We start from the raw sequence: 24263 nt of genomic DNA on the forward strand, positions 1-24263 counted from the left end.
AAAAAATAAGGTTTTATTCTTTTTTTGCCGTCTTTTTTTTAGTTTTTACAGATTTTTTATTTTTTTTTGCTGCTTTCGCAGTCTTTTTCTTTTTTGGAGCAAAAGTTTTCAAGAAATTCTCGCACTTGTATTCAGATTTTTTCTGAGCACTGTCGAGATTCTTAAAAATCTTTTTGATTTTTTCTGTCAGGGCTTTTGATTTTCCTTCCAAAAGAATTTCTTCGGCTTCTTTTAGGGCATTTTCCATCATCTCTTTGTTAAACCATTTTACGCCGTCAAATTCGTTTGTTCCTGTCAAATTTCTGCTGTATTCTGAGTTTACAAGCAGTCTTGCAAGCGAAAGCTCATCAATTTTTGCGCTTTTAAAAATAAATGCTTTTTCAAAGAACCTGTACGAACCTTCGATTTTTTCTGCAATCTTACGATGCAAATTCCAGTTTAGGCACAATCCTGTTTTTGAGAGCGGTTCAAGCAAAATCAAAATCTGCTTTTTGAGCCTCAAGCCGCCGTCTTTTTTCTGAACCGGCGCCAGTTTTATTGCAGGAATCTTGATTTTTGTCTTTGCCGGTGCAAATTTTTCAGCAGTTTTATAGAACTCACTTAGCGGCGCCTCAATTTTGAGCTTAAGTTCGCTGCAAGAAGGCTTTTTGCTTTCTTCAAAGAATTTTACGGTTTTGTCCAGTAAAATGCCGAATTTCTCGTAAATTTCCTTAAAATGCAGTTCTTGCCAGGCAATTTTTAAGTCTGGAGTTCCGCTTCCATTCAAAAAGTTGCAGAGTTCTTCAAGTTTGCCGTCTATGTCTTTTTTCTGCTCAATGTTCATAAAGACCTGAGTTTCAAAACCGTTCAGAGCAATAAACATTCCCTGTTCGCAAATGTCCTTTGAGCGTCTTATGTACCATTTTGCAGAGCGCTGTTCGTAAAAAATTACAAAACTGTCGGCTTGGGCATTCAGACCCAAGCCTTCGGAAAGTGAGCGCGAGACAAGTTTTTTGTCGTTTTCGCCGGAACCTGTTTTTACGGCATATTCGCACGACTGTTTTATCCAGCCGGCCGCGCGTTCGTATTTGTTGTTGTAGAAAACGAGTGTGTATTCTCTTCCGCAGCGGTTTGAATAGGCAAAGACGTTTTCGTTTACGCTTCCGTTGTTCCAGACATCGTAGAACAAAAAGTCTTCAACTCCTGCAAACAGATAGCGTTTTTTGAGAAGAGGGAAAATTTCGTGGTTGTGCCGGTCAATTAAATACTGGTCAGGAGATTCGTCGCGGTAAGAGCGCATATATTCCATTCCGTATTTTTCTTCAAAGCCTTCAATCTGGCCGTGTCCAAACATTGGTAGTCCTGGCATTGTTATCATAAGCGTGCAGACGCCAAAATATTTGTCGCCTTTTCCAAACTGGGCAACTGCCGTTTCTTCGTCCGGATTGTTCATAAAATTTACATAGCGCTTTAAAATCTGAGGATCAAAGGCAATCGTGTTTTTTACAGTCGAACGATACTTAAAGTTTTCTTCCTTTTTAAGCATGTTCATAAAGGCTGAATTGTAAACGCGGTGCATTCCAAGTGTTCGGGTAAAATATCCTTCCATCATCCAGAATGCTTCTGCAAGAAGGAGAGTGTCAGGAACTTCTTTTGCAACACGGTCAACAACTTCGCGCCAAAATTCATTTGGAATTCTTTTTTCAAATTCTTCCGCCGAAAGAGCATATTCGCTTCTGGTTGCAATGTCGCCGCCTTTTCCTGGTTCTGGATACCAAAGCCGTTTAATGTGCTTTTTTGCCAAAACCATTGCCGCATCAAAGCGTATAATCGGAAAGTTTCTTGCAACGTGCAGAATTTCCTGCATAACTTCTTCTCGGGCCTGCGGATTTAAAAAATCAATCTGAGCTGTATCGTTCCAAGGCATTCCTGTTCCGTCGTTTCCATGATAAATATAGCGCGTGTCGCCAGTCTGAGTATCAACGCGCTTAAAGACAACGGCACAGTCGTTTTTTGAGTAATAATGGTCTTCAAGGTAGATTGCAACCCTGCTGTCGTGACTCAAGTTTACGCCGTTAAATGTGTACTGCGGAAAAGGATTGTCGCGTCTTTGAATGAACAAATCCGGTTTTTCAACCACCCATTTAGAATCCATTCCAGTGTGATTTGGAACCATGTCGCTTGCAAGACGGATTCCACGCTGCCAGAGCCTTGTGCGCAGGTTTTGAAGCGCGTCCCAGCCGCCAAGGTTAGAGGCAATTTCGTAATCTTCGAGAGAATATGCGCTTGCCGCCGCTTCTGGATTTCCGCATAACTGTTTTATTCTCTTGCTTGCAGAAGAACGCTCCCAAAGACCGATCAGCCAAAGTCCTGTAAAACCCCTGTCGCGCAGCAAATCCAGTTCTTCGTCAGGAATCTGATCCAGTCTTGAAATTTCCCTGCCGTATTTTTTAGAAAGCTGAAAAAGCCATACAAGGACGGTTTTTGCCATCAAAACAACGCGAGGCATCCATTCTTTGTCGCTGCTAAACCTTTCATATTCTTTCATTAAATAGTCGTAGTTTGGAGGACTCATGTCCGGACTTCCGCCGTTTGTCGAGTGCCATTCCGGTTTCCATTCTTCAGCCAGAAGGTCGCTTCCGCCAAAAAGTCTCTTAAGCCAGTAATCTTCACCTTCGCCTTCGCCCGGCAAAAAAAGGTCAGCCCAATGAATGCGGACATAATTCAACTGTTCTTGCAGATTGTCCGGGGCAAATTTTACAGGCTCCTTCAAAAACGAAATTAAATCGTGGCCGTAAGTTCCCCAAAAAGGCAGCTGCTTAAAATAAGACTGAATAAGTTTCCAGGATTCGTCATAAATTGATTTTTTTTCTAAATTAGAATCGTCAAAAAGCGGATAAAAAGGCTTAAAAGCAGGATTTTCGTTCGCCAGATGAAGCATAATCATCTCTTCGAGCGTCTGTTCCCGGTTTGTGCGCGTGCGGTTTGTCTTTCGTTCAACCATTTCCGTGTTCAAAAAATCTTGAATAGAACATTCGCCTTTGTAAACCGCAACTGGTGGAAATTCCTCGCAAAAAGCCGTCAAAAGCGAATCGACTTTTTCCTTGGAAAATTTTGAATCAAGTTCACCTAAAACTTCTTTAAATGCGTCCGGATATTTTTGTCTTCTGTAAGTCCAGCACGCAAGATGAAAAACCTCGTCCAAAAGCCCCATTGCGTTCAGAGTTCCTGCGCTTATTTCTGTTTTTCCGTTCTTTTTTAGGTATTCGTTGAATTTTGCCTGAAAAGTTCGCACAGCCGGCAAATTTGCAAGAATAACGTTGCCGCTCGAAGAAAAAAGCCCGTCAGAAAAATTACAGGCGTTTCTGACCGTCCGCGAAATATGAAATTCATTGTAAGAAAAGGTCATTTTTTTTCCTCCGTTTTGTGCATTTTTTTGAAAAAAAACTTTGCCGATTATTGCAAGACAATCCAAAAACCGACATTTTTCTCATTATAACACACTAGGAGGCAAAAATGACATTTTGAGGTTATTTTTTATTCAATAAAACCGTTTTTCCAGTGCCAGACAGGTTTTGCCAGTTTATTTGAAAAAGGCTGTTTTTTTGTAAAGTCCGGGAGCCAGTCCGTATCAGTGCTCAAATCCTGATAAAAAAGCAAGTCAAAATCAAAAGCTTCTATCATATCGCGCAAATCCTGGTCTTCGGTCGTATTTACAAGCCTGTTTTCGATTGCAGAAAGCGCATTTTTCCGTCTTTTCAGTTCATCTTCGCTTCCAGCAAAAGGAACCGGAGTATACTGGTTCATAAGCGAAATTATCGCTTTTTTGTCTGCATTTTCTTTGAGCCACGAAAGCACATCCACTGTTTCTTCAAAACGGCCAGGCAAAAAAAGGTGGCGTATTATTACACCCTGAAGGAGTTTTTGTTTTGTTACACCATTTTTTTCAACGCTGGTAAATTTAAGCGGATTGTGTTCAATCATCCACAAAAGGGCTTTTTTTGCAGTTTCTGGATAATCTTCCGCCGAACACAGTTTTTTAGAAAGTTCAGAGCTCAAAGTCTTAAAATCCGGCAAAAAAATCGTCACCAATCCGTCGAGCATTTCGAGCATTTCTACGCTGTCATAACCGGAACTGTTCCAGCAGACAGGCAGCTTGAGCCCGCGTTTTTTAGCTTCTTCAATAAACTGCGCAAGTTTTGGAATGTGATGGCTCGGCGTAACAAGATTTATGTTTTCCGCGCCGGCATTTTCAAGCCTAAGGCAGATTTCCGCAAATTCCTCTTTAGAAACAGATTTTCCCATTCCCTGCTGGCTTATCTGATAATTCTGGCAAAAAGCGCAGCGCAGGTTGCATCCAGTCAAAAAAATAGTTCCGCTTCCGGAATGAACAGTAACAGGAGGTTCTTCTCCAAAGTGCAGGCACGCCACCGAAACTTTCAGGTCAGCGTTTTCAAGACAAAAACCTGATTTTCCGGCAAATCTGTTTACACCGCATTTCCGCGGACACTGCCTGCATTCCGAATACAAATTTACAATTTCGTTATCGCTAATCATAAAAATTAAAGTGCACCGTTATCAAGAATTATGCTCATAAAATTCTGCAAACTGTCCAAATCCAGATTTTCAGCCTCGTCATCGCAAAAATCCTTGAGAGTTTCCCAGTCATCGCCAGTCAAAATCGAATAATCTTCGTCAGAATCTCCGTCCAAAAAGTTCTGAAAAACCGTAATTCTGTCGATATTTTCCTGCGAAGGTTCATTTTCGACGTCGGCAGAGGCAAAAATATAAGAATTCAGCCAATAATCCGCAATCGACCTTGCCAAATCGCCAGCATTTCTGTTTGAAGAGGCAAAAAGACTTGAAATCTGCTCGCAAACTTTTCTGCCGTCGTATTTTCCGCCATTGTCAGCGCGCACGTGCTTTTTAATTCTCTGAATATCAGCCAAAAATTTAGAAGTATCCGACATATTAACATTCCTTTCTATATAATAAATTTAATTTTTATTTGGGGCCATTTTTGCTTTGCAAAAACCGGGCTTTCCGCGGCTCCGGCATTCGCCTTCGACCAAAGGCAAGCCTTTGTTTTCGCTGCGCTCACCGCTTCAATCCCTTGTCCAAAATACACGAAACTTTAAAAACTTCATTTTTATTATAGAAAAACAATATTTAAACTTCAATAAAAACAAAAACGGTAGTATAATAAAATCAAATTCTGGGTTTTATTTTGGACAGGTAATAAAAACAGAATCAGGGACTAACCAAAAGTATCTTTGGTTATTTTAAAAAAAAAATTCTTGACTTTGGTAACAAGGGAAGGTAAACTAAAATTATGGACTTAAGAACAGTATTAACACCTGAAACTGTAGAACTTCATCTGCAGGGCAAAACAAAAGAAGACATCATCGACGAGATGCTTGAAATTTTAATTAAGGCGGGAAAAGTAACTGACAAGGCTGCTGCCCGCGAATGTGTACTCGACCGTGAACGCAAAATGTCTACCGGTATGAAGCACGGAATCGCTATTCCACACGGAAAAACAGACACAGTATCTGATTTAGTAGCATGTATCGGTATTTCTGACAATCCAGTTGATTTCGATTCTTTGGATCAGGAACCATGCCGTATCTTTATTATGACACTTTCACCAGTAAACAAAACTGGTCCGCATCTTCAGTTCTTGGCAGAAGTAAGCCTTTTGTTCAAGAGCGCAGAAAAACGTCAGCAGATTCTTAATACACAGGACAAAGCTGAAGTAATTAAAATTCTTACCGAATAGTTTTTGGGTGAGAAACGGGGGAGGCTCTTGACCTTTTGGTCAGGGGCTTTTTTTATTTATACAGAGTGGAGCAAATATGAAATTTGAAAAAATTTTTGAATCAAAAAATCATAAACTATATAAAACAACAGGAGAAGAAGTTGCTGTAACAGAAAAAATGATTTTTCCTGTAAAATGGAGCGATGTAGAAGGCGCAGAAGAAGAATACGATGAGAATTTTCTTGCGCAGCTGCGCGACCAGTTAAAAGCTCTCGAAGAAAAAAACGAATTTGTTTTTTTGGAGCCTGTTTACGACAAAAAAGCAACTCCAGGACAGTTTAACAACGCAATGAAGCATACAGCACGCCGTGTAAAAGACTGCAAATCAGTTATTGGAATGGCTCTTGTAAGCGAAGTTGCCGACGACGCCGATGTTTTGAGCGATTTTTTAGAGAAAATTTCAGAAAAACATCCGCAGTATGTTTATTTTGCAAAAAAGCCCTGCACGGAAGACGTTGTGCTTTATTAGGTCAAAAACCTGCATAAAATCACAAAAATGTCGCATATAACGGAATTTTGTTGAAAATAATGCAGGTTATTACAATTTATTCTAAAATCTCTAATTGAAATTAGTATTGAAATGTGCAACTATGAATCCATTATGAGTTCATATACTGCAAAATTGTTCAGGGGAGTTCTTCCTGTCAGCGTTTTGTTTTTAAGTGTGTGCTTGCTGATATATTTTTTACTTCCCTCTGAAGAGACAGAATCTGTTCTTGATTCTTATGCTGAATTAGCCAATGCAAAATATTCAGAAGAATTGGCGCTCGAAGTTGGATTTAAACCGGAATATCTTGAATTTTCAAACGAGAATGACCGCGGTCTGGAGCTTTACAGACAGCCTAGCTCCCGCGCATCTGTCGAATGGTTTTACACTCAGGTGACAGGCAACCGTCTTGTTGCGCTTTCAATCCTTGAAAATGCCGACAGAAACAATATTCCATTGAGCCTCGCATTTAGCCTTGCGTTTGTAGAGAGCCGCTTTAAGCCGGATGCAGTCAACAGAAATTCAAATGCAACTGTTGACAGAGGACTTTTCCAGTTAAACAGCGCGTCTTTTCCTCATTTGACCGAGTCAGAATTTTTCAATCCAGAAGTAAGTGCAAAATACGGAATGATTCATTTGCGCTGGTGCATGGATCTGGCTGGAACAGGAAATGATGTGACTGCGCTTGCCATGTACAATGCCGGTACAACAAGGGTTCGTGCAAACAAGACTCCTCAGCACACCTTAAACTACGTTGCAAAAATCAGCGCGTACCGGGTAAAACTTGAAGGCCGTTTTAATTCAGACGTGGCTTCTTTCTTTAACGGTTCACAAAAGAACACAAGTCTTGCAAAAAAGTAACATTAAAATTATCTGACCTGCTGCTTTTGTGGCAGGGATTGGAGTGGTGCCGTAGGCAAACAAACGCTTGCGTTTGGTCGCAGCCACGCAAAGCCTGGCGGGGCGTTGTAGCCCCGGCCACCCGAATTCTTATTTTATTCCTGCCAGCGTGTATATTTATCGCATTCCAAAATCTTTCTTGCGTTTTCGATTCGCTCTGCGGACGGCATTTGCGTATCTTCTAGGGCATATTTGATTCCCATTTCGCGGTATTTTGAAATTGCAAGGTTGTGGTAAGGAAGAATTTCAACGCGGTAAACATTTGAAAGAGTGCGGATAAAATCCCTTGTCTGAGTCAAATATTCGTCGTTGTCCGTAATTCCTGGAACAAGCACGTGACGAATCCAGATTGGCTTTTGAATTTCGTCGAGATAGGCAAACATTTCGCGGATGTTTTTTCCGGTTTTTCCTGTGAGTTTTATGTGCTCCTCTTCATTTATGTGCTTGATGTCCATAAGAAGAATGTCTGTAACTTCCATCAATTTTTTGAATTTTTCAAACCATTCACCTTCTTTTGTAAACGGTTCTCCAGCTGTGTCAATGCAGGTATTGACGCCTTCTTTTTTTGCAAGCGTAAAGAGTTCGATTAAAAAATCAATTTGCAGCAACGGTTCTCCGCCGCTTACTGTAATTCCGCCTTTTTTGCCCCAGTATGAACGGCAGGAAAGCGCTTCTTTTAAGACATCTGCCGGTTCCCAAAGTTTGCCTTCTTTCATAATCCATGTGTCCGGATTATGGCAGAATTTACAGCGCATATTGCATCCTGCTGTAAAAACTATAAAACGTGAACCTGGACCGTCTACACAGCCAAAACTTTCAAACTGGTGAATGTATCCTTTCATATTGTACCTCGTAAAAATCTAATTCTTTCTATAATAATCTAACAAATTTTCGACATTAAGAAAAATAATTTTTCTTAATTTTAATGTATTTTTGAATTTTGTCGTTTATAATGAATTTAGTGTTTAACAGCATCAGGGAAAAGTCAGAAAGTTTAGATTTTTCTCTTTTTGGAGGTTCTATATGAAAACATCAAAAAAAAACAAAAATTGCACTTGCAGTTTTAATCGCGGCATCTGCTTGTTTTGCTGAGCCTGGCTGAAAAAACGCTATGAAAGGAATCGAAGGCAGAATAAAAGGCAACAAACAGTCGACAGGAAAAACAGCTTCGTCATCATCAGCTTCTTCAAAAAAAAAGTGTAGATCCGTTTGCAGGCATAAACGGAAGTTTGACAAAGCAGAATTACGACCTTAAAAATTATAAATCAAAAAAGCCGGCAAAAATTTCCAAGGAAGATTCTGTTCAGAAAAAATACAAACTTCTCGAAAAAGCCGAAGCTGCGCTTTTGAAAAAAGATTTTAAAACTTGTCAAAAATACTGCGATGATAACAATGCAATTTCGTTTACAGTGAATACTCCGGAAGCAGATGCTTTGGCAATTTCTCAATGGGCAGGAGATATTGCTTGCTATTTGGGCTATTATACCGCTCCTTCTGAGGAAGAAAAGGACATGTGGCGCTAGATTAAGGGCGTTCCGCCAGTTTCCGCTTGCGTGCAACTGCCGTCGGGCCAAACGGGGTTGGCATTGCTTTGCAACGGCTTTGCCGCCCCTAATGTCCCTAACGCAAAAAATCCCGAATGGAAGTTTTTCTCTTCTATCCGGGATTTTTGTTTATAAGTTCAATGTTATCTAAAAAACTTAATTTGTTTTAAGGCTTACTCCAAGAATAGAAGCCGCCTGGGTTGAAAAGCTTGCTCCTGAATATGTTGAATCATTTGGTTTAAGCATATCTCCAAGTTTTACAGTCCCGTCGGCGTTTCTCAGGTTTTTGTGAACGCTTGAGTTTGCAGTTGGGAGAGAAGTTGACTTGAAAGACGGTGCGTTTACCTGTGTTCCGACATTTTTTTGTCCATTTGTTACAGATGTTGCTGAAGAAATCCAGTAATATTTGCTGTTAGTGTAATAGAGTGTTTTAGAAACTGTCGAAGCAACAGAACTTGTTCCGTATTTGTCTGAATTATTTGGGGAGCCTGTTACAAGCCCTGTAAAATTTCCTTTGTTTGTACGGTAAAAGTTGAAATTTACTTTTGCATTGTTGTAAGAAGTACAATTTGTAAGGCTTAAAGAGCCGCCGTTCCCGTTGTCAGTAAATCCGTCATGTCCGTTTGCAAATGCAATGCAGTTAGAAACTATGTGTGCTGTAGGAACTTTTCCGTTTGAGCCACCGAGTTTAAAACCGTTCATATCGCCGTTTCCGTAACTTGAACCTGTAGTAAGTTTACCGTTATTGAATGCAACGCAGTTTTTGATTGTTACAACACCGATTGAACCTGTTGCTTCTTTTGCATACAAATCCCAACCGTCATCAGAATTTGAGTAAGAAATACATCCGTCAAATACATTTCCGTTTCCTGCTGTAAGTTTGCATGCAAAACCGTCTGCATTTTCTCCTGTTTTGTCAGCGTTGTTATAAGATGTACAGTTAAGAATCAAGTTGTTTGAAGGCCAGTCGCTCATATTTGAAAGAGAAGACTTTTCACGTGCAATCTGAAGTCCTGAGTCGCGGTTTTCAACAAAAATACAGTTTTCAATTATGTTATTTTTTCCAGAAACGTACAGGCCATTGTCGCCTGCGCCTTTGATCGTAAGCCCGTAAAAATGCCAGTAGCTACCAAAGAGGTGAATACCACGGTTAAAATCTGCAAGTGACTGGCTTGAAAAATCAAGAATTATATCTTCTGCAGAAGTTCCAGGAGCTGCAATAATGTATTTCATTGCGCTTGAAGAGCCGTTGTTAGAAGAAGAAATAGTGATTGTTTCTGAAAAAGAATAAGTTCCTTTTGCAAGAACGATTGCGCCTCCGCTTACAACTTCGTTAAGCGCAGCCTTTAACTGTGTTGCGTTTGAAACAGATATTGCGTTTTTAATCTGATTTATAGAAGAAATTTCGTTAAGCCTTGAGCGTGTTCCAACACCTGTTTGTGTTTTAGAAGCTGAAATTGAAAGGCTTGAAGAAGATCCGCTTGAAGAACCAGAACTTTCGCCAGAAGAAGAACCGCTTGAACCAGAACTTGAACCAGAAGAAGAACCGCTTGAAGAACCAGAAGAAGATGAACCTGTCTTAGTGATTTCAAAAACGCGTATTGAACTTGATTTTGAATAAAGATAATAGGTTCCTGCCGAGGTTGCATTGTAAGAGAAAAGACTTGCAGAAGTTCCTACAGAAGTGCTGCTTACAACTTTACTTCCGTTAGAAAGTTGAAGTGTTCTTGATGCGTTTGCATTTACTACAGCTTTTAAAATATCGCCTTTTGCAAGAGTTACTTTAAATGCACGGTAAGATGGTTTTACTCCGTCAGCACCGCCCTGTAAATCCCAGGCGTTTTTGTAAGAAGTTGAACCGTATGTTGCGGAAGATGAAGAAATTTTTACATTTTTTTTGCTAGTTGCAAGGAGTGTAAAATCACCGTAAACCGTGTCTGAAGAAATTGTTCCAGTTGAATAAGAATCAGCGGTCAATTTTGCAGAAGTGACGGTCGAAGTTGAAGAACTTCCTGATGAAGAGCCGCTGGAAGAGCTTCCTGATGAAGTGCTGCCAGAAGAGCTTCCAGATGAAGATCCGCTTGAAGAACCTGAGCTTTCGCCAGAAGAAGAACTTCCGGAAGAAGAGCCGCCTGAAGATTCTGATGAACTTGCTTCGTTGTATGCGGTTGTTGCTCCAGTATAGTTTTCAAGTTTTGACTTTAATGTTGTGTCAACGTCGTAACTTTTATCAGCGCTGTCTGGGAATGTGTAAGTAAAATCTCCGCCTTCAATGCGTCCCGCATATTTTTTTACGTTTTTAACTGCATCTTCCGGAGAATCTGCTGTGTAAGAATACATAATCGAAGAAGTATCGAAGTTGTTGTACTTGTTTGAACCTGAAAGAGAAACAACAGAAGATGGAACGGTTGCAGATTTTGAAGAGACAACATAGGCGTCAAAATCGGAAGTTGTGTCTGCTCCTGAATAAGTTCCGCCATAAGGAATGAAGTAGTAAGTTCCGGTCATTGTGTTGTTGTAAGCCTTAATCATTCCGCCAGCTTCTTTTGAGAAAGTAGAATTTGCGCTGTTTTTTGAAGAAGTTCCTGCAAAAAGATCAGTCCCCTGCATGGAAATCATCATCGGATATTTACAGTTTCTAAAATAGTTTGATTCCATAAATAAAGAAGATCCAAGGCAGGCGCCTGCACCGTATTTTGAATTTCCGTCGTAATAGTTGTTGTAAATGTGCGCAGAATAGTAACGGCAGCGTGGATGACGTGAATCCGAATGATCGTACCAGTTGTGGTGGTAAGTGATATAAAGGTCGGAAGTTGTTCCTTCGCTCAAACCAAGAAGATTGCATTTTCCTGAATCCCAGAAATGGTTGTAAGAGAATGTAACGTATGTTGATTTTTTGCAGTCCAGAGAACCGTCGCCTTTTTTCTGGTCAGCATCTCCGCCTGGAGTGCCGTAGAACATATCACAGTTATGAACCCAGACATTTTTGTTTGACTGCTGGAGCGAAACGTTATCGCCTTCGGCAGAATCGATCATCATAAAACCGATGTTTGAAATTTCAACGTACTGGGCATTTTTTATACGGATTCCCCAGCCGTAAGCTGTCGCGTCAGAACCGATTCCTTCAATTGTAAGTCCGTTTGAGAGAGGTTTGGAAGCGCTTGAACCGGAAATCATGATATCTCCGTTGTCCATGGTTGCAAAGTCTGTTACTTTTCCAATTAAGCGGACGCACAAAGGGCGGTTGTCATAGCCTTTTTTGAATGCATAAAGAATGTTCTGAAGTCCTGTGCACGTTGTTGTTGCTCCTTTTGAAGAAGTTACAACGTCAAGAGAAACCTTGTCTTTTGTTGATTCGTTTACATAAAGAACAACAGCATTGTCTTTTAGTGTTCCATCAGCCTTGTAAGCTCCTGGTGTGATTGTGCCGTAAAAAGCGAATCCTGTTCTGTCATGGCTTGCTACGCTGACTGTCGCAGAAAGGTAAGAAGAGCCGCTTGTAACTTTTATTGTGTGATTTCCTTTTGCAAGACCAGGAATATCACATCTCCACTGGCCGCCGATTTTTCGTGTAAGATAAGAACTTACGGCTTGTCCGTCACATGTGACCGTGTAACTTGAAGAAGAGCCAGTCCATACTATGTAAGCGCTGTTGAGCCAGCCTTGGGCTTTTACACCGGTAAGACCGGAACCTGTTGGGGTAGCAGACGTTATCGAACCTAAAATTCCGCTTGTTCCAGAATAAGAAACAGCGGCGCGATTGATGGAACCTGCTGAAATTTCCGAAGTTGTTTCAGCCTCTTCTGATTCTTCGTCAGAAATTGCCAGACATCCGGAAAAAATAAGCCCTGCGGCAAAAACAAGGCTTGTTAGAGCCATTCCGGCTCTTAAACTTTTTTTCATAATATCCTCCATATTATGTAATATTGAATTTTGCATCATAAAATCCCCGAAGTTTTACGGCAAAAAATCAATGCAGGAAAAAAAGAAAAGAGAATATTTTGTGATTTGTATTTTTAAATAGAAAATTGAATAAAATCTCTAAAAAATGATTTTCAGAAATAACTGTGTATGACAGTATCGTATTTATTGAAAATAAATTTCATTCTACTTTTTGTAGTATAACGACATCGGTTTTATAAAATACGTATTTTTTAATATGAAAAAAGATGAAAATTGTGATTATCGGTACCGGATGTTTATGGACTTTGCGAAATTGGACAAAAAACATAAAAAAAGCCGCTCCAGTTACAAAACTGAAGCGGCCTTGTTGCCTCTAGTTCAACATTTTAGCTTACAGAGAAGCGTGGCATGTACGAGCGATTACGTCGTCCTGCTGTTCTTTTGTAAGGTTGATGAAGCGAACTGCATATCCAGAAACGCGTACTGTGAAGTTTGCATATTCTGGTTTTTCAGGATGAGCCTGGCAGTCCTTGAGTTTTTCAACTCCGAATACGTTTACGTTGAGGTGGTGAGAACCAGCATGTCCTGATTCTGGACCGCAATCGAAGTATCCGTCGAGAACGTTTACAAGGTTGTCGATTCTTTCTTCCTCGTTGTGTCCGAGTGCGCTTGGGTTGATTGTCTGTGTATTAGAAATACCGTCCAAAGCGTATTCGTATGGAAGTTTAGCAACAGAGTTCAAAGACTTGATCAAGCCCTTTGTTTCTGCACCGTAGCTTGGGTTAGCTCCTGGTGAGAATGGTTCGTGAGCTTTGCGTCCATCTGGAAGAGCACCTGTAGCTTTTCCGTATACAACGTTTGAAGTGATTGTAAGAATTGATGTTGTTGGTTCTGCATTGCGGTATGTTGGGTGCTTTCTGATCATTGTCATGAAATCTTTGAGCAACTGAACTGCAATTGCGTCTGCGCGGTCATCGTCCTGACCGTAGCGTGGGAAGTCGCCTTCAACGATAAAGTCTTTTGCCAATCCCTTGACAACTTCTTTTACAGCGCCTGTTTTCTTGTCTTTGATTTCAACATCGCCGCGGACAACCTTAACTTTTGCATATTTGATAGCAGAAAGTGAGTCTACAACGTGTGAGAATCCTGCGATACCTGTAGCGAATGTTCTCTTGAGGTTTGTGTCTTCGAGAGCAAGCTCTTCAGCTTCGTAGTAGTATTTGTCGTGCATGTAGTGGATTGCGTTCAATGAGTTTACATAGATTCCAGCAAGCCATTCGAGCATCTGCTTGTATTTAGCAACAACTTCGTTGTAGTTTGAAGCGTCGAGTACATCGGCTGTGATTGGCTGGTAGCAAGGTCCAACCTGAACACCTGGTGTAAGTCCATCTGGCTCGTCGCGTCCACCGTTGATAGCGTAAAGAAGTGCTTTTGCGAGGTTAGCGCGTGCTCCGAAGAACTGCATTTCTTTACCTGTCTGAGTTGCAGATACACAGCAGCAGATTGAGTAGTCATCACCCCAAACTGGGCGCATTACATCGTCGTTCTCGTACTGGATTGAAGATGTATCGATAGAAATCTTTGCTGCATAGCGGCGGAAGTTTTCTGGAAGTCTCTTAGAGTAGAGAACTGTCATGTTTGGCTCTGGAGCCGGTCCCATGTTTTCGAGAGTGTGGAGGAAACGGAAGTCGTTCTTTGTAACAAGTGAACGTCCGTCCTGTCCAAGACCGCCAACTTCGAGTGTTGCCCAAACCGGGTCGCCAGAGAAGAGGTTGTTGTATGATTCGATACGTGCAAAGCGAACCATGCGTGCCTTCATTACGAAGTGGTCAACAAGTTCCTGTGCCTGTGATTCTGTGATTAAGCCTGCTTCGAGGTCGCGGTTGATGTAAATGTCGAGGAATGTTGAAACACGTCCGATAGACATTGCGGCACCGTTCTGAGTTTTGATTGCGCCGAGGTAACCGAAGTACAACCACTGTACAGCTTCTTTTGCTGTTGTAGCTGGTTTAGAAATATCAAAGCCGTAGAGAGCAGCCATTTCTTTAAGACCTTTGAGTGCCTTAATCTGATCAGCAACTTCTTCCTTGAGGCGGATAACTTCTTCAGTCATTGTTCCGTCGCCAATGTTTGCCTTGTCAGCTTCCTTGCATTTGATGAGGTAGTCGATACCATAAAGAGCAATACGGCGGTAGTCACCAACGATACGGCCACGTCCGTAAGTATCAGGCAAACCAGTCAAAATGTGAGAGCGGCGTACTGCGCGGATCTCTGGTGTGTAAACCTGGAATACAGCGTCTGAGTGAGTTTTGTGGTATTCTGTAAAAATTTTGTGGAGTTCTGGGTTTGGAGTGTAGCCGTACATTTCGCATGACTCTTCTGCCATTTTGATTCCACCGTAAGGCATGAATGCTCTTTTGAGAGGTTTGTCTGTCTGAAGACCAACAACCTGTTCAAGATCTTTCAATTCTGGATCGATATAGCCAGGTTTGTGAGCTGTAAGACCGGTAACGATGTCTGTGTCCATGTCGAGAACGCCAGTTCTTTCTTTTCCGTCAAGACCTACAGCTTTTTTGTTGTGTTCTGCCTTCTGAAGTTCCTGCAATTTTGCAAAGAGCTTGTTTGTACCTTCTGTAGGACCTGCGAGGAATTTTTCGTCGCCGTCATAAGGTGTGTAGTTGTTCTGGATAAAGTCGCGAACGTTTACTTCTTCTTTCCAAAGACGTCCTTTGAAACCGTTCCATGCTTCTGCCATAAAAGTTCTCCTTTCTTGAAAAACGGAGCACGCGTGCAAAAGAATTTGAAACAAACTGAAGTAAACCTGCGTAATGGCGGGAAAACTTTACAAAAATGGAAAAAAACGCGCAAAAACAGTCTTGAATTCAAGACTAGTCTGCTAAGCCTGCGGAAACTCCGTAAGTCGAATTTTCCTTTTTTTTTGATGTTTCAAAAACAGTTTTTACAGGGCTCGTATTTATTCAAGCAAATTTGTATATAATTCGCAATTTTGTTAAAAACTGCGACTGTTTCTGTTAGTTAAGACTATAGTGGATTTGACAAAAAAGTGCAACAGAAGAAAAGCCTTATTAGTAATTATTCCTAATAACTTTATGTTAAAACGCTATGAATAGTGTTTTTTTTAGGTTTTTGCAGGATACAAACGCTAAAAGCATCTATGCCTTGCCTGCGGCAAGGATGCTTGCATACCTGGCGGTATGCTGCGAGTTTTGTTTGCACAAAACTCGTCGATTATACTATGCGCTAAAAGCGCATGTCCTTGCCTGCGGCAAGGATAGGAGGGGCGGCGGTAGCCGTTCCGGAGGAATGAAGCGGCAGCGGAACCCCGGATAGCCTGGTTTTTGCAACGCAAAAAGCCGCCCGTATAAAAATTATCTTTCAAATTTCATTAAGTTTCCGGCGCCTGCTTTTTTTACTGTCGCTTCGTTGAGAGAAGAAGTTTCGTCCAGGCTGTAGTTGTAGTTTATTGCAAATGGTTTTTCTGAAGTCAGGTGCGCTTCAAAATCGTTTGTCTTGTCTACTTTGTCATAGGCGCAGTTTGAGGCGTTGAGCTGAGGAATGTTTCCGCTCTGGTAGAATTTTGAGAATGTCGGATCTGTTTTTTCGGATTTGTCGTAGTATTTTACGGCTGTCTGCGCGTGTTTTCCGAAAAAGTTGTTTTCTACGACATACATTGAACCGATTCCAGGCCCGAGGCTGCTTCCTTTGTTTTCGTTTGTGCCGATGTTGTCAAAATAATTGTTGTAGATGTGAGCGTTTACTCCGCGGCTTCTTGGCATGCGCTGGATTGAATCGTGGAAGTAGTTGTGATGAAGTGTTACTTCGCATTCTTCCGGATTTGAAAATTTGTCGCTTGGACGGAGCAGCATTACTTTGTCGTGGTTGAAGAATTCGCAGTAAGAAACGGTTATGCATTTTCCTTTTTTTATGTCCAGAAGTCCGTCGTGGTTGAAATTTCTTACAAGGTCTACGCATTTTCCGTCGCTGAAAGTGCAGTGGTCAACCCAGACATTGTTTGCGTTTTCGATATTGATTGAATCGATGCTTGCCTTTGAATCTTTGTCGATTTTTGTGTCGATTTCTGTTGAGCCGTGGGCGTCGTAAAATTCAATATTGCGGATTATTATGTTGTTTACGTTTTTAATCCAAAGTCCGCCGAACTTTAAGCGTGCGTTCTGTTTTCCGACGATTGCCGTGTTTGATGTGACTTTGTAAATAAGGTCGGCGTGTTTTCTTTTTCCGTCGGCCTCAAATTCATCAAAGTAGCTGTGGTCTGAATCTGAGACTTTTCCGTAGCTCAGGTCGATGTCGCCGTCGATTACGATGAGCTTTTTGCCTTCTTTTTGAATTGCCGCGATAAAGGCGTCTGTTTTTTTGTCTGATGCCGGATAAGTTTTGTCGTCAATCAAAATGATTTTTGTGTTTGGAAAAGAAAAGTCTCCGCAATCAAAAAATCCGTTTGTTTCGGGTTTTTCGCCTGGAATTGAATAAAGTGTCTGTTCCTTAAGGTTTGGATTTTGTTCTGGAGCTGAATTGTTTTCTGGAAGTGAATTGTCTTCGGTCTTGCATGAAGCGCATCCTGGGAAAAATGCAAAAAGGCCGAAATTCCTGCAATAAATGCAAATGATTTGATGATTTTTTTCATAAAATACCTCGTAAACTAAAAAATACGTCTTTTTGTACGAGTATTCTTATGAAAATACATTCATAGGTCAATATAAACGCTTTTTTTTGCACTTTTTTTATATAAAATCGGCTTTTAACTGCGGTAATATTTTGTTTTATTGCCGCAGTTGAGCGAATGTTTTTTGAACAGTGTTCTAGCCGAGCATTGAAACCAGCGTTTCTTTTGGAACAAGGCCGATTGAAGTTTTTTCTGGTTTTCCGTTTTTAAAGAGAATTACTGTCGGAATGCTTACGATTCCATATTCGCGGGAAAGTGATTCTTCCTCATCAACGTTTACTTTGCCGACCTTTATTTTTCCGCTGTATTCTTCTGCAATCTGTGCGACGGTCGGAGCGAGCATTTTGCATGGGCCGCACCAGCTTGCCCAAAAGTCAACGAGAACAGGAATTTCTGATTTTAATACTTCGTCTTCGAAATTGCCTTTTGTGAGTGTGATTTCCATATCTTCCTCCAGTTTTCAATAAAGTTGAATGGCTTTTGTTAACTTAAAAATAAGCAATTTTCCGTAAAAAGAAAAGTATATTTTTTTAGATTTATGTGCAGATTATAAATATTGTAAGAAAAATTTAGTCAAGAACAGGATTTTGAGAGGATTTTAAACCAGAAAATTCCTTTTTTTGTAAAGGAATTTTCCGGTTTGCGGTTAATATGCTTAAAACTATGCGTAAATTGGGCGTACGCTGATTACGGCTTCGCAGTTTTTGAGAAGCTTGAGGCTTTCTTCGCCAACTTTTCCGTCCACGTCAATCATGGCATAAGCGATGTCGCCGCGGCTCTGGTCTACGATTCCTGCAATGTTTAATTTTGCATCGCCGAGAATTGTTGTGAATTTAGCAATCATTCCAGGTACATTTTTGTGCGGAATGCAAAGGCGTGTTCCGTTTGCTGGAATCTGAGAGTCGATTGTTGCGCGAGGGAAGTTTACAGAATTTGTGATTGCTCCTGTTTCGAGGAAGTCGCGGAGTTCTTTTACTGCCATAACAGCACAGTTGTCTTCTGCTTCTGGAGTTGAAGCTCCAAGGTGTGGAAGGCAGATTACTTTGTCGTTGTTCATTAAGGCTTCGTCAGCAAAGTCTGTCACGTGTGCCGCAACTTTTCCGCTTTCGAGGGCCGCAAGAATGTCTGCGTTGTTTACAAGTCCGCCGCGCGCAAGGTTTATGATGCGAACTCCGTCTTTCATTGTTTTGATTGACGCCGCGTTGATCATTCCTTTTGTTTCGTCTGTCTGTGGTACGTGGATTGTAATGTAGTCTGCTTTTGCGTAGATTCCTTCGAGAGTCTCTGAAACTTTTACGTTATGGTCGAGGGAAAGAGCGGCTTTTACAGAAAGGAAAGGATCGTATCCGATTACGTTCATTCCGAGGGCGATTGCTGTGTTTGCAACCTGCGCACCGATTGCGCCGAGTCCGATTACGCCGAGTGTTTTGCCTCTAAGTTCCGGTCCGACAAATTTTGACTTGCCTTTTTCTGCCAGTGCCGCGATTTCGTCGCCTTTGCCGGTGAGCTCTGTGTTTACCCATTTATTTGCTGCTACAACCGGGCGGCTTGAGATGAGAAGGGCGAGGATTACGAGTTCTTTAACTGCGTTTGCGTTTGCTCCAGGAGTATTGAATACTACTACGCCTTTTTCTGCGAGCTCTTTGCAAGGGATGTTGTTTGTTCCAGCTCCTGCGCGAGCTACGGCCTTTGTGTTTTCTGAAAGTGTCATTTCGTGCATATCAGCCGAGCGTACAAGAATTGCGTCCGGATTGTTGAGTTCTGAAGCTACTTCGTAATTGTCGCGCGGAAAGTTGTTAAGTCCGACAACGCTGATTTTATTTAAAGTTTGAATTTTGAACATTTTATTTCTCCAGTTTTTATTAGTTTTCTGCGGCAAATTTTTTCATAAATTCTACAAGCGCTTTTACGCCGTCAAAGCTCATTGCGTTGTAGATTGAGGCGCGCATTCCGCCTACAAGACGGTGGCCTTTGAGGTTTACAAGCCCTGCTGCCTTTGCTTCCTTTACAAATTTGTCGTTGATTTCCTTTTCTTTTGCGAGGCTGGCTTCGTCTGTTGCACCTGTCGAGTATTTTGTAAGGAAAGGAACGTTCATAAGAGAGCGGCTGCCTTTTTCTGTCGTTGCATGGTAGAAGTCAGAATTGTCGAGGAAGTCGTAAAGATAGTCAGCCTTTTCCTTGTTGCGCTTCAACATTCCTTCTGCTCCGCCGTTCTTTTCAATCCAGTGGAGAACCTTGTCCAAAACGTAGATTGTGTAGCATGGCGGTGTGTTGTACATTGAGCCGTTGTCTGCGTGTGTTTTGTAAGCGAGCATTGTCGGTGTTCCAGGCAGGCAGTCTGCTGGCTCAGGAATCAAGTCTTCGCGGATAATTACAAGTGTAACTCCAGCCGGCGCAAGGTTTTTCTGCGCGCCTGCAAACAAAAGTCCGAATTTTGAGACATCGAGAGGTTCAGAAAGAACACAAGAAGAAATATCAGCAACGAGAGGAATATTTCCCGTCTCAGGAATGTATTCGTAATGAGTTCCCATGATTGTGTTGTTAAAGCAGATATAAGCGTAATCGTAGTCGCCTTCAATTTTTTCAACACGTGGAATATAAGAATAATTTTTGTCTTTTGAAGAAGCGATGATGTCCACTTCAACGCCGAGTTTTTTTGCTTCGGCAGCGGCTTTTTTTGCCCAGACACCAGTTTCGATGTAAGCCGCCTTTTTGTGGTGAATTCCCAAGTTTTCTGCAACCATTGCAAACTGTGTCGAACCGCCGCCCTGAACAAAAAGAACCTTGTAATTTTCAGGAACGTTCATCAATTTGCGAACCATAGCTTCTGCATCTTCAATAATCGGCTCATAATCCTTTGAGCGGTGGCTCATTTCCATAACCGACTGACCGCTTCCGTTATAATCGAGCATTTCTGCCGCACATTCTTTTAAAACTTCTTCCGGCAAACAAGAAGGACCAGCGCTAAAATTGTAAACTCTTGACATTAGTTTCCACCTCATTGTGATTTTTGTTTTTTTGGGCGTTTCTCTCGCTTGCGCTCGAGCCGGGCTATCCGGGGTTGTCATTGGCTTGCGCCAACGCTTTGCGCCCCTGCTATCCCTAACGCGGATTGTTGACTGTGAAAATATTCACAAAAAATTGTAAGAAAAGTTTAGGAAAATCTGCGGTTAAAGTCAACAAAAAGCGGGAAAAATGCCGGTTTTATTGTGAAAAAATTCACAATAAGGGAGAAATTTAAAATTCATCATCAAATTTTGGGTAGCAAACATTTTAAACTACAGAAGGTTTGCCAGAGATTTTTCCGGAGAGGCGTTTTCCAGCCGGAAATTTTCTGGCACGGTAAGCACGGCGTTTGTGTAGTTTACAATTCCTTTTATGCCGTAGCTTACGAGTCTGTCTGTCATTTTTTGAGCCATTGAGTCGTCAACTGTCAAAATTGCAAATTCTATTTTTTGCTGCCGGATTGTTTTTTCAAGATCGAGGGTCGGAAAAAGCGGAATTTTAGATTTTATAAGTTCTACGCGGTTTTGGTTTGAGTCGAAGCCTGCAACTAGGGCGAAATTTTCGTTTAGAAAGACGGAATTTTCAAGAAAAGCCTGTCCGAGGCTTCCGAGTCCGACTATGCAGCAGTTGTGTTTTTCGCCGCCAGTTTTTATAAGTCCAAGATTTTTGTCTATTTCGGTTTTTAAGGATTTTAGTTCGTAGCCGTTGCTTTTTCCTGTGTGCAGTTCCAGAAGGGAGATGTCGCGTCTGATTGTCGCTTCGCCCCAGCCGGTAAGTTTTGCAATTTCTGCCGAAGTTATGCGCATCTTTTCTTGTGGCTGTTGCGAAAGCAGGTTTGAAAGTGTGAGAAGTCTTTTTTTTGACGGCAAAGGAAGTTCTTTCATATTTTAATTTTGCTTTTAGAGTTGAATTGTTCCGACTATTGTTTCGTCGCTGTCCTTTTGGGCGGAATTTTTATAGGAATTCTCAGAAGACTGTTGCGCCGGCTGTTTTTTTTGCTGGGCCTTTGTTTTGGAAGCGGCAGTTTTTTGAGAGCGCGCTGTTTTTGGCGCAACTAAAAATCCAAAAAGCGAACCGCAAAGTCCGCCGGCAATGTGCGCGATTGTCGAAACGTTGGAAGCCGACGGAGAAATAAATTCTTTTAGGACAAAAACTGCGATTAAGAGAATAAAACTCAGAGGCAGCTGATTTTTTTCGATTGTGCTTATCGAAGCGAGCAAAATAAGCATGAATGCGATTCCGCTGGCTCCTAAAAGCGAAGACGGAATAAAGCAGGCATTAATCATTCCTGTTACAAAGGCTGTGACTGTCAGCATAAGCGCAATCATTGCCGAGCCATATTTTTCTTCCATAAGGGGTCCGATTAAAAGAATGAATGTGAGGTTTCCGAGAAGATGGGCCGCGTCGATATGGCCGAAAACGTGAGTAAAAAGCCTTACGTAACTGAACGGATAGAGCCAGTCAAAATTTTTGTTGCCGGGAACTGTAAAAAGTAAAGGAATCAGTTTGTGTTTGAAGATAAAATAGTCGGCAAGAAAAATAAATGAGCAAAAAATCGAAAATGTAAGGCTGACCGGTGCGTTGTAAGAAACGCGCAAATGTTTTTTCATATTTAGTTTGTCGGAATTTTAAGACGATGAATTGAGTTTTTTGATTGCCAAGAAACGCCGCATTTTATAAAATGAGAATATGAATGCTATTATTACAGTTGTTGGAAGTGACAAAGTTGGAATTATTGCTGAAGTAAGCGCATTGCTGGCTCAGCACAAGATAAATATTGCGGATATTACACAGACAATTCTTTCTGGAAATTTTGTAATGATGATGATGGTGAGCCTTGAATCGGCTGACATTTCGATTGACGGGCTGCGCAATGTTTTGAACGAAACAAGCAAAAAAATGCACGTTGAAATCAACATCATGGCGGAAAAAGTTTTTTCGTCAATGAATAGAATTTAGTTTTAAAAGTAAATTTTGCGTTAGCGCTGGTAGCCCCGAAGTTGCGTGGCGTTTAGCCGCGCAATGAGCCACGGCTGTGGCGAAGGGCGGACATAGCGACCCGAAGCAAAGCGCAGGGGAACGCCTTTTTTTTAGAAATAAACCCGGCAGCCTGCACTTATTCCGTTCCAGGTTTTTGTCGGCTTTAAGTTTTCTGAATTTCCGACCTCGAGAAGTTTCCAGCCAACAAAAATTTCGTAGCGCTGAAGAAAAATTCCTGCCGAAAGAAGAGAGTCGCGCAAATAGACGTTTTCGTCAAATTCCTGCCAGCAGAATTTCCACTGGAATCCGAGCGGTTTTAAAGGATAAAAACGGAAATCCATTCCAAGCGCAAGTCCGCTGCTTTTTAATACTTCGCTTATGTTTCCGTACCATCTTGACCATTGGACAATTCCCGTAATCGTGATTAAATTTGACTGCAAGATTGAAAGCTGGGCGCCGAGGCGGATGTTTCCGTAAGTTTCGTCAAAAAAATTGTCCTGTTCTGAGATTACAAGGTTTTCAAAATATGGGCCGATAATTGGAAAAAAAAGTCCTTCAAAACAAAATTCGTTTCCAGTTCCCAAATCCACCAGATAAAAAAAAGAATCTGAGGCTGAATATCGGTTTGATTTTGTTTTTGCCTCGGGATTTGTTTCTGTTTCCGCCCATTTCATGTAGGTTAAATTTTCGTATTTGTATGGAAATGAGGTGTAGCGCACCGTAAAATTGTTGTAATACCAGAAAACTCCGGCGATTTTTGCTAAAAAAACGATTAGAGAATTGTCTTCTGACTCTGAACTGGAAGTGCTGACAGTTTTTTCTTCTTCCTGCGCTTCTGTTTCCGAGCGCGAAGACTCAACTGCCGAACTGAATTCTCCCGAAAAAGCAGGCTGCAGCTGAGATGTAAAAAATATTGCAATGAACAAAAGAGATATAAAATTTGTCCTGTAAAATTTAAAAAACTTTTTCATTCTTATTTTTTTGCCACGATTACCATTGTCCGGGCTTTTTCGTTGTAAGGGCTAAAATCAAAATCTCCGTAAACTTCCACTGAGCTAAAACCGATTCCTGTCAAAATCCGCTTTAACTCGATTCCTGAATACAATCTCTGAACAAACTCGTGCTCCATTCTTTGACCGGTTTTGTTGTCGATCAAAATCCATTTTGAGCGGAGACCTTCCCATGCTCCTTCAACGTGGAATTCTGTCAAGACGGTTTTTCCGGCACGTTCAAACCATTCGCCTTCGGTAAAATAAAGGATTGCAGTCTCGCGGCTCAAATTTTCCAGAATAAACCAGCCTCCGTCTTTTAAACTTGAATAAATATTCTGTAGAATTTTAACGTCTTCTTCGATTGTGTCGCAGTAACCGAACGATGTGTACAAATTTACCGCGCAATCGAATTTTTTGTCGGATGAAAAACTGCGCAAATCTGCTTTTATAAGGCTGAGTTTTACGTTTTCGTCTTCGGCTGTTTCTTTTGCGGCGTCGAGCTCGCTTTGAATTATGTCAACTCCGGTTACGTCCATTCCGAGCAATGCCAGTTCAACGCTGATTCTTCCAGGTCCGCAGCCAGCGTCCAGAATTGCGCTTCCTTTTTTTAAGCCGGCGATTTTGCAGACTGATTCGGCGACTGCCGGAGCTTCCGCCCAACGGTTTGCATCGAACATGATCGGGCCGTAATTATTCCAGAAATTTTCGTTTTCAAACCACTGTTTTTTTTCTGACATTTTGTCCTCTCCCATAAAAAGTCAACGAGAAAATTTCAATTTTCGATTTGACTTTTTATGCCCATTCGCAATGAAATGAGAATGGGCAGTTGATAAGAAAGTTTGCGACGCAAACTTGTGAATAAAAACTTTGACGCTATCTTAGGCAAAGTTTTTATTACACTCTCCCATAAAAAGTTTGAAAGTCTGCGATGCAAACTGTTCGGAATTTTTAT

Annotated in this window: 19 protein-coding genes; 5 read left to right on the top strand and 14 right to left on the bottom strand. The window is 41.4% G+C overall.

Annotated elements, in window-relative coordinates; all coding sequences use genetic code 11:
- Nucleotides 1-13: 13 nt before the first annotated feature.
- The 3 genes from B5D47_RS03935 to B5D47_RS03945 form a co-directional block, all read right to left on the bottom strand.
- A complete protein-coding gene (locus B5D47_RS03935; protein WP_078930605.1) occupies nt 14-3388 on the bottom strand; it encodes an alpha-amylase family glycosyl hydrolase in 3375 nt (1124 codons plus the stop codon).
- Nucleotides 3389-3516: 128 nt separating this feature from the next.
- Nucleotides 3517-4536, bottom strand: a complete 1020-nt coding sequence (locus B5D47_RS03940; protein WP_078930528.1) for a radical SAM protein — start codon at nt 4534-4536, stop codon at nt 3517-3519.
- A gap of 5 nt (nt 4537-4541) precedes the next feature.
- On the bottom strand, nt 4542-4949 hold the full coding sequence (locus B5D47_RS03945) for a hypothetical protein (protein WP_078930529.1): 408 nt from the start codon (nt 4947-4949) through the stop codon (nt 4542-4544).
- Between the two features lie 362 nt (nt 4950-5311).
- Between B5D47_RS03945 and B5D47_RS03950 the strand changes: the two genes are divergently transcribed.
- The 3 genes from B5D47_RS03950 to B5D47_RS03960 all read left to right on the top strand — a co-directional run bounded on the left by B5D47_RS03950 (nt 5312) and on the right by B5D47_RS03960 (nt 7145).
- Nucleotides 5312-5758 (top strand): PTS sugar transporter subunit IIA, encoded by a 447-nt coding sequence (locus B5D47_RS03950; RefSeq protein WP_078930530.1) that lies wholly within the window; start codon nt 5312-5314, stop codon nt 5756-5758.
- 76 nt (nt 5759-5834) lie between these two features.
- Nucleotides 5835-6266, top strand: coding sequence for a hypothetical protein (locus B5D47_RS03955; RefSeq protein ID WP_078930531.1), 432 nt, complete (start codon nt 5835-5837; stop codon nt 6264-6266).
- A gap of 132 nt (nt 6267-6398) precedes the next feature.
- Nucleotides 6399-7145, top strand: a complete 747-nt coding sequence (locus B5D47_RS03960; RefSeq protein WP_078930532.1) for a transglycosylase SLT domain-containing protein — start codon at nt 6399-6401, stop codon at nt 7143-7145.
- Nucleotides 7146-7279: 134 nt separating this feature from the next.
- Here B5D47_RS03960 and pflA read toward each other — a convergent pair whose 3' ends face one another.
- Nucleotides 7280-8026, bottom strand: coding sequence for a pyruvate formate-lyase-activating protein (gene pflA, locus B5D47_RS03965; protein WP_078930533.1), 747 nt, complete (start codon nt 8024-8026; stop codon nt 7280-7282).
- A 387-nt stretch (nt 8027-8413) separates the two neighbouring features.
- On the opposite strand from pflA, the gene B5D47_RS03970 reads away from it, so the two are divergent.
- Nucleotides 8414-8707 carry a hypothetical protein gene (locus tag B5D47_RS03970; RefSeq protein ID WP_078930534.1) on the top strand — a complete coding sequence of 98 codons (294 nt, stop codon included), beginning with the start codon at nt 8414-8416 and terminating at the stop codon, nt 8705-8707.
- A 177-nt stretch (nt 8708-8884) separates the two neighbouring features.
- Here the strand turns inward: B5D47_RS03970 and B5D47_RS11510 are convergent, their stop codons facing one another.
- From B5D47_RS11510 to B5D47_RS04015, 8 genes are all read right to left on the bottom strand, one after another.
- Nucleotides 8885-12631 carry a pectate lyase family protein gene (locus tag B5D47_RS11510; RefSeq protein WP_200806543.1) on the bottom strand — a complete coding sequence of 1249 codons (3747 nt, stop codon included), beginning with the start codon at nt 12629-12631 and terminating at the stop codon, nt 8885-8887.
- Between the two features lie 391 nt (nt 12632-13022).
- The gene (gene pflB / locus B5D47_RS03980; RefSeq protein ID WP_078930536.1) at nt 13023-15386 is read right to left on the bottom strand and encodes a formate C-acetyltransferase; all 2364 of its coding nucleotides are present in this window, start codon (nt 15384-15386) and stop codon (nt 13023-13025) included.
- Nucleotides 15387-16020: 634 nt separating this feature from the next.
- Nucleotides 16021-17058, bottom strand: a complete 1038-nt coding sequence (locus B5D47_RS03990; RefSeq protein WP_159443482.1) for a pectate lyase family protein — start codon at nt 17056-17058, stop codon at nt 16021-16023.
- A 411-nt stretch (nt 17059-17469) separates the two neighbouring features.
- On the bottom strand, nt 17470-17778 hold the full coding sequence (trxA, locus tag B5D47_RS03995) for a thioredoxin (protein WP_078930539.1): 309 nt from the start codon (nt 17776-17778) through the stop codon (nt 17470-17472).
- A gap of 216 nt (nt 17779-17994) precedes the next feature.
- Entirely contained in the window at nt 17995-19176 is a 1182-nt protein-coding gene (locus B5D47_RS04000) for a phosphoglycerate dehydrogenase (RefSeq protein ID WP_078930540.1), read from the bottom strand.
- 19 nt (nt 19177-19195) lie between these two features.
- Nucleotides 19196-20320, bottom strand: a complete 1125-nt coding sequence (gene serC / locus B5D47_RS04005; protein WP_078930541.1) for a 3-phosphoserine/phosphohydroxythreonine transaminase — start codon at nt 20318-20320, stop codon at nt 19196-19198.
- 291 nt (nt 20321-20611) lie between these two features.
- Nucleotides 20612-21223: a redox-sensing transcriptional repressor Rex gene (locus B5D47_RS04010; RefSeq protein ID WP_078930542.1), complete on the bottom strand. Its 612-nt coding sequence runs from the start codon at nt 21221-21223 to the stop codon at nt 20612-20614.
- Nucleotides 21224-21238: 15 nt separating this feature from the next.
- On the bottom strand, nt 21239-21949 hold the full coding sequence (locus tag B5D47_RS04015) for a rhomboid family intramembrane serine protease (RefSeq protein ID WP_078930543.1): 711 nt from the start codon (nt 21947-21949) through the stop codon (nt 21239-21241).
- A gap of 79 nt (nt 21950-22028) precedes the next feature.
- Between B5D47_RS04015 and B5D47_RS04020 the strand changes: the two genes are divergently transcribed.
- Nucleotides 22029-22298: an ACT domain-containing protein gene (locus B5D47_RS04020; protein WP_078930544.1), complete on the top strand. Its 270-nt coding sequence runs from the start codon at nt 22029-22031 to the stop codon at nt 22296-22298.
- 131 nt (nt 22299-22429) lie between these two features.
- Here the strand turns inward: B5D47_RS04020 and B5D47_RS04025 are convergent, their stop codons facing one another.
- Nucleotides 22430-23290, bottom strand: coding sequence for a hypothetical protein (locus tag B5D47_RS04025; protein WP_078930545.1), 861 nt, complete (start codon nt 23288-23290; stop codon nt 22430-22432).
- A gap of 2 nt (nt 23291-23292) precedes the next feature.
- Nucleotides 23293-24048: a class I SAM-dependent methyltransferase gene (locus B5D47_RS04030; RefSeq protein WP_078930546.1), complete on the bottom strand. Its 756-nt coding sequence runs from the start codon at nt 24046-24048 to the stop codon at nt 23293-23295.
- Nucleotides 24049-24263: the final 215 nt, after the last annotated feature.

It is taken from the genome of Treponema berlinense, from assembly GCF_900167025.1.
GTDB classification, from domain to species: Bacteria; Spirochaetota; Spirochaetia; order Treponematales; family Treponemataceae; genus Treponema_D; species Treponema_D berlinense.

Coding starts and splice junctions, on each gene's coding strand:
- B5D47_RS03935 (WP_078930605.1), bottom strand. CDS start 3,388: ATGACCTTTTCTTACAATGAATTTCATATTTCGCGGACGGTCAGAAAC.
- B5D47_RS03940 (WP_078930528.1), bottom strand. CDS start 4,536: ATGATTAGCGATAACGAAATTGTAAATTTGTATTCGGAATGCAGGCAG.
- B5D47_RS03945 (WP_078930529.1), bottom strand. CDS start 4,949: ATGTCGGATACTTCTAAATTTTTGGCTGATATTCAGAGAATTAAAAAG.
- B5D47_RS03950 (WP_078930530.1), top strand. CDS start 5,312: ATGGACTTAAGAACAGTATTAACACCTGAAACTGTAGAACTTCATCTG.
- B5D47_RS03955 (WP_078930531.1), top strand. CDS start 5,835: ATGAAATTTGAAAAAATTTTTGAATCAAAAAATCATAAACTATATAAA.
- B5D47_RS03960 (WP_078930532.1), top strand. CDS start 6,399: ATGAGTTCATATACTGCAAAATTGTTCAGGGGAGTTCTTCCTGTCAGC.
- pflA (WP_078930533.1), bottom strand. CDS start 8,026: ATGAAAGGATACATTCACCAGTTTGAAAGTTTTGGCTGTGTAGACGGT.
- B5D47_RS11510 (WP_200806543.1), bottom strand. CDS start 12,631: ATGAAAAAAAGTTTAAGAGCCGGAATGGCTCTAACAAGCCTTGTTTTT.
- pflB (WP_078930536.1), bottom strand. CDS start 15,386: ATGGCAGAAGCATGGAACGGTTTCAAAGGACGTCTTTGGAAAGAAGAA.
- trxA (WP_078930539.1), bottom strand. CDS start 17,778: ATGGAAATCACACTCACAAAAGGCAATTTCGAAGACGAAGTATTAAAA.
- B5D47_RS04000 (WP_078930540.1), bottom strand. CDS start 19,176: ATGTTCAAAATTCAAACTTTAAATAAAATCAGCGTTGTCGGACTTAAC.
- serC (WP_078930541.1), bottom strand. CDS start 20,320: ATGTCAAGAGTTTACAATTTTAGCGCTGGTCCTTCTTGTTTGCCGGAA.
- B5D47_RS04010 (WP_078930542.1), bottom strand. CDS start 21,223: ATGAAAGAACTTCCTTTGCCGTCAAAAAAAAGACTTCTCACACTTTCA.
- B5D47_RS04015 (WP_078930543.1), bottom strand. CDS start 21,949: ATGAAAAAACATTTGCGCGTTTCTTACAACGCACCGGTCAGCCTTACA.
- B5D47_RS04020 (WP_078930544.1), top strand. CDS start 22,029: ATGAATGCTATTATTACAGTTGTTGGAAGTGACAAAGTTGGAATTATT.
- B5D47_RS04025 (WP_078930545.1), bottom strand. CDS start 23,290: ATGAAAAAGTTTTTTAAATTTTACAGGACAAATTTTATATCTCTTTTG.
- B5D47_RS04030 (WP_078930546.1), bottom strand. CDS start 24,048: ATGTCAGAAAAAAAACAGTGGTTTGAAAACGAAAATTTCTGGAATAAT.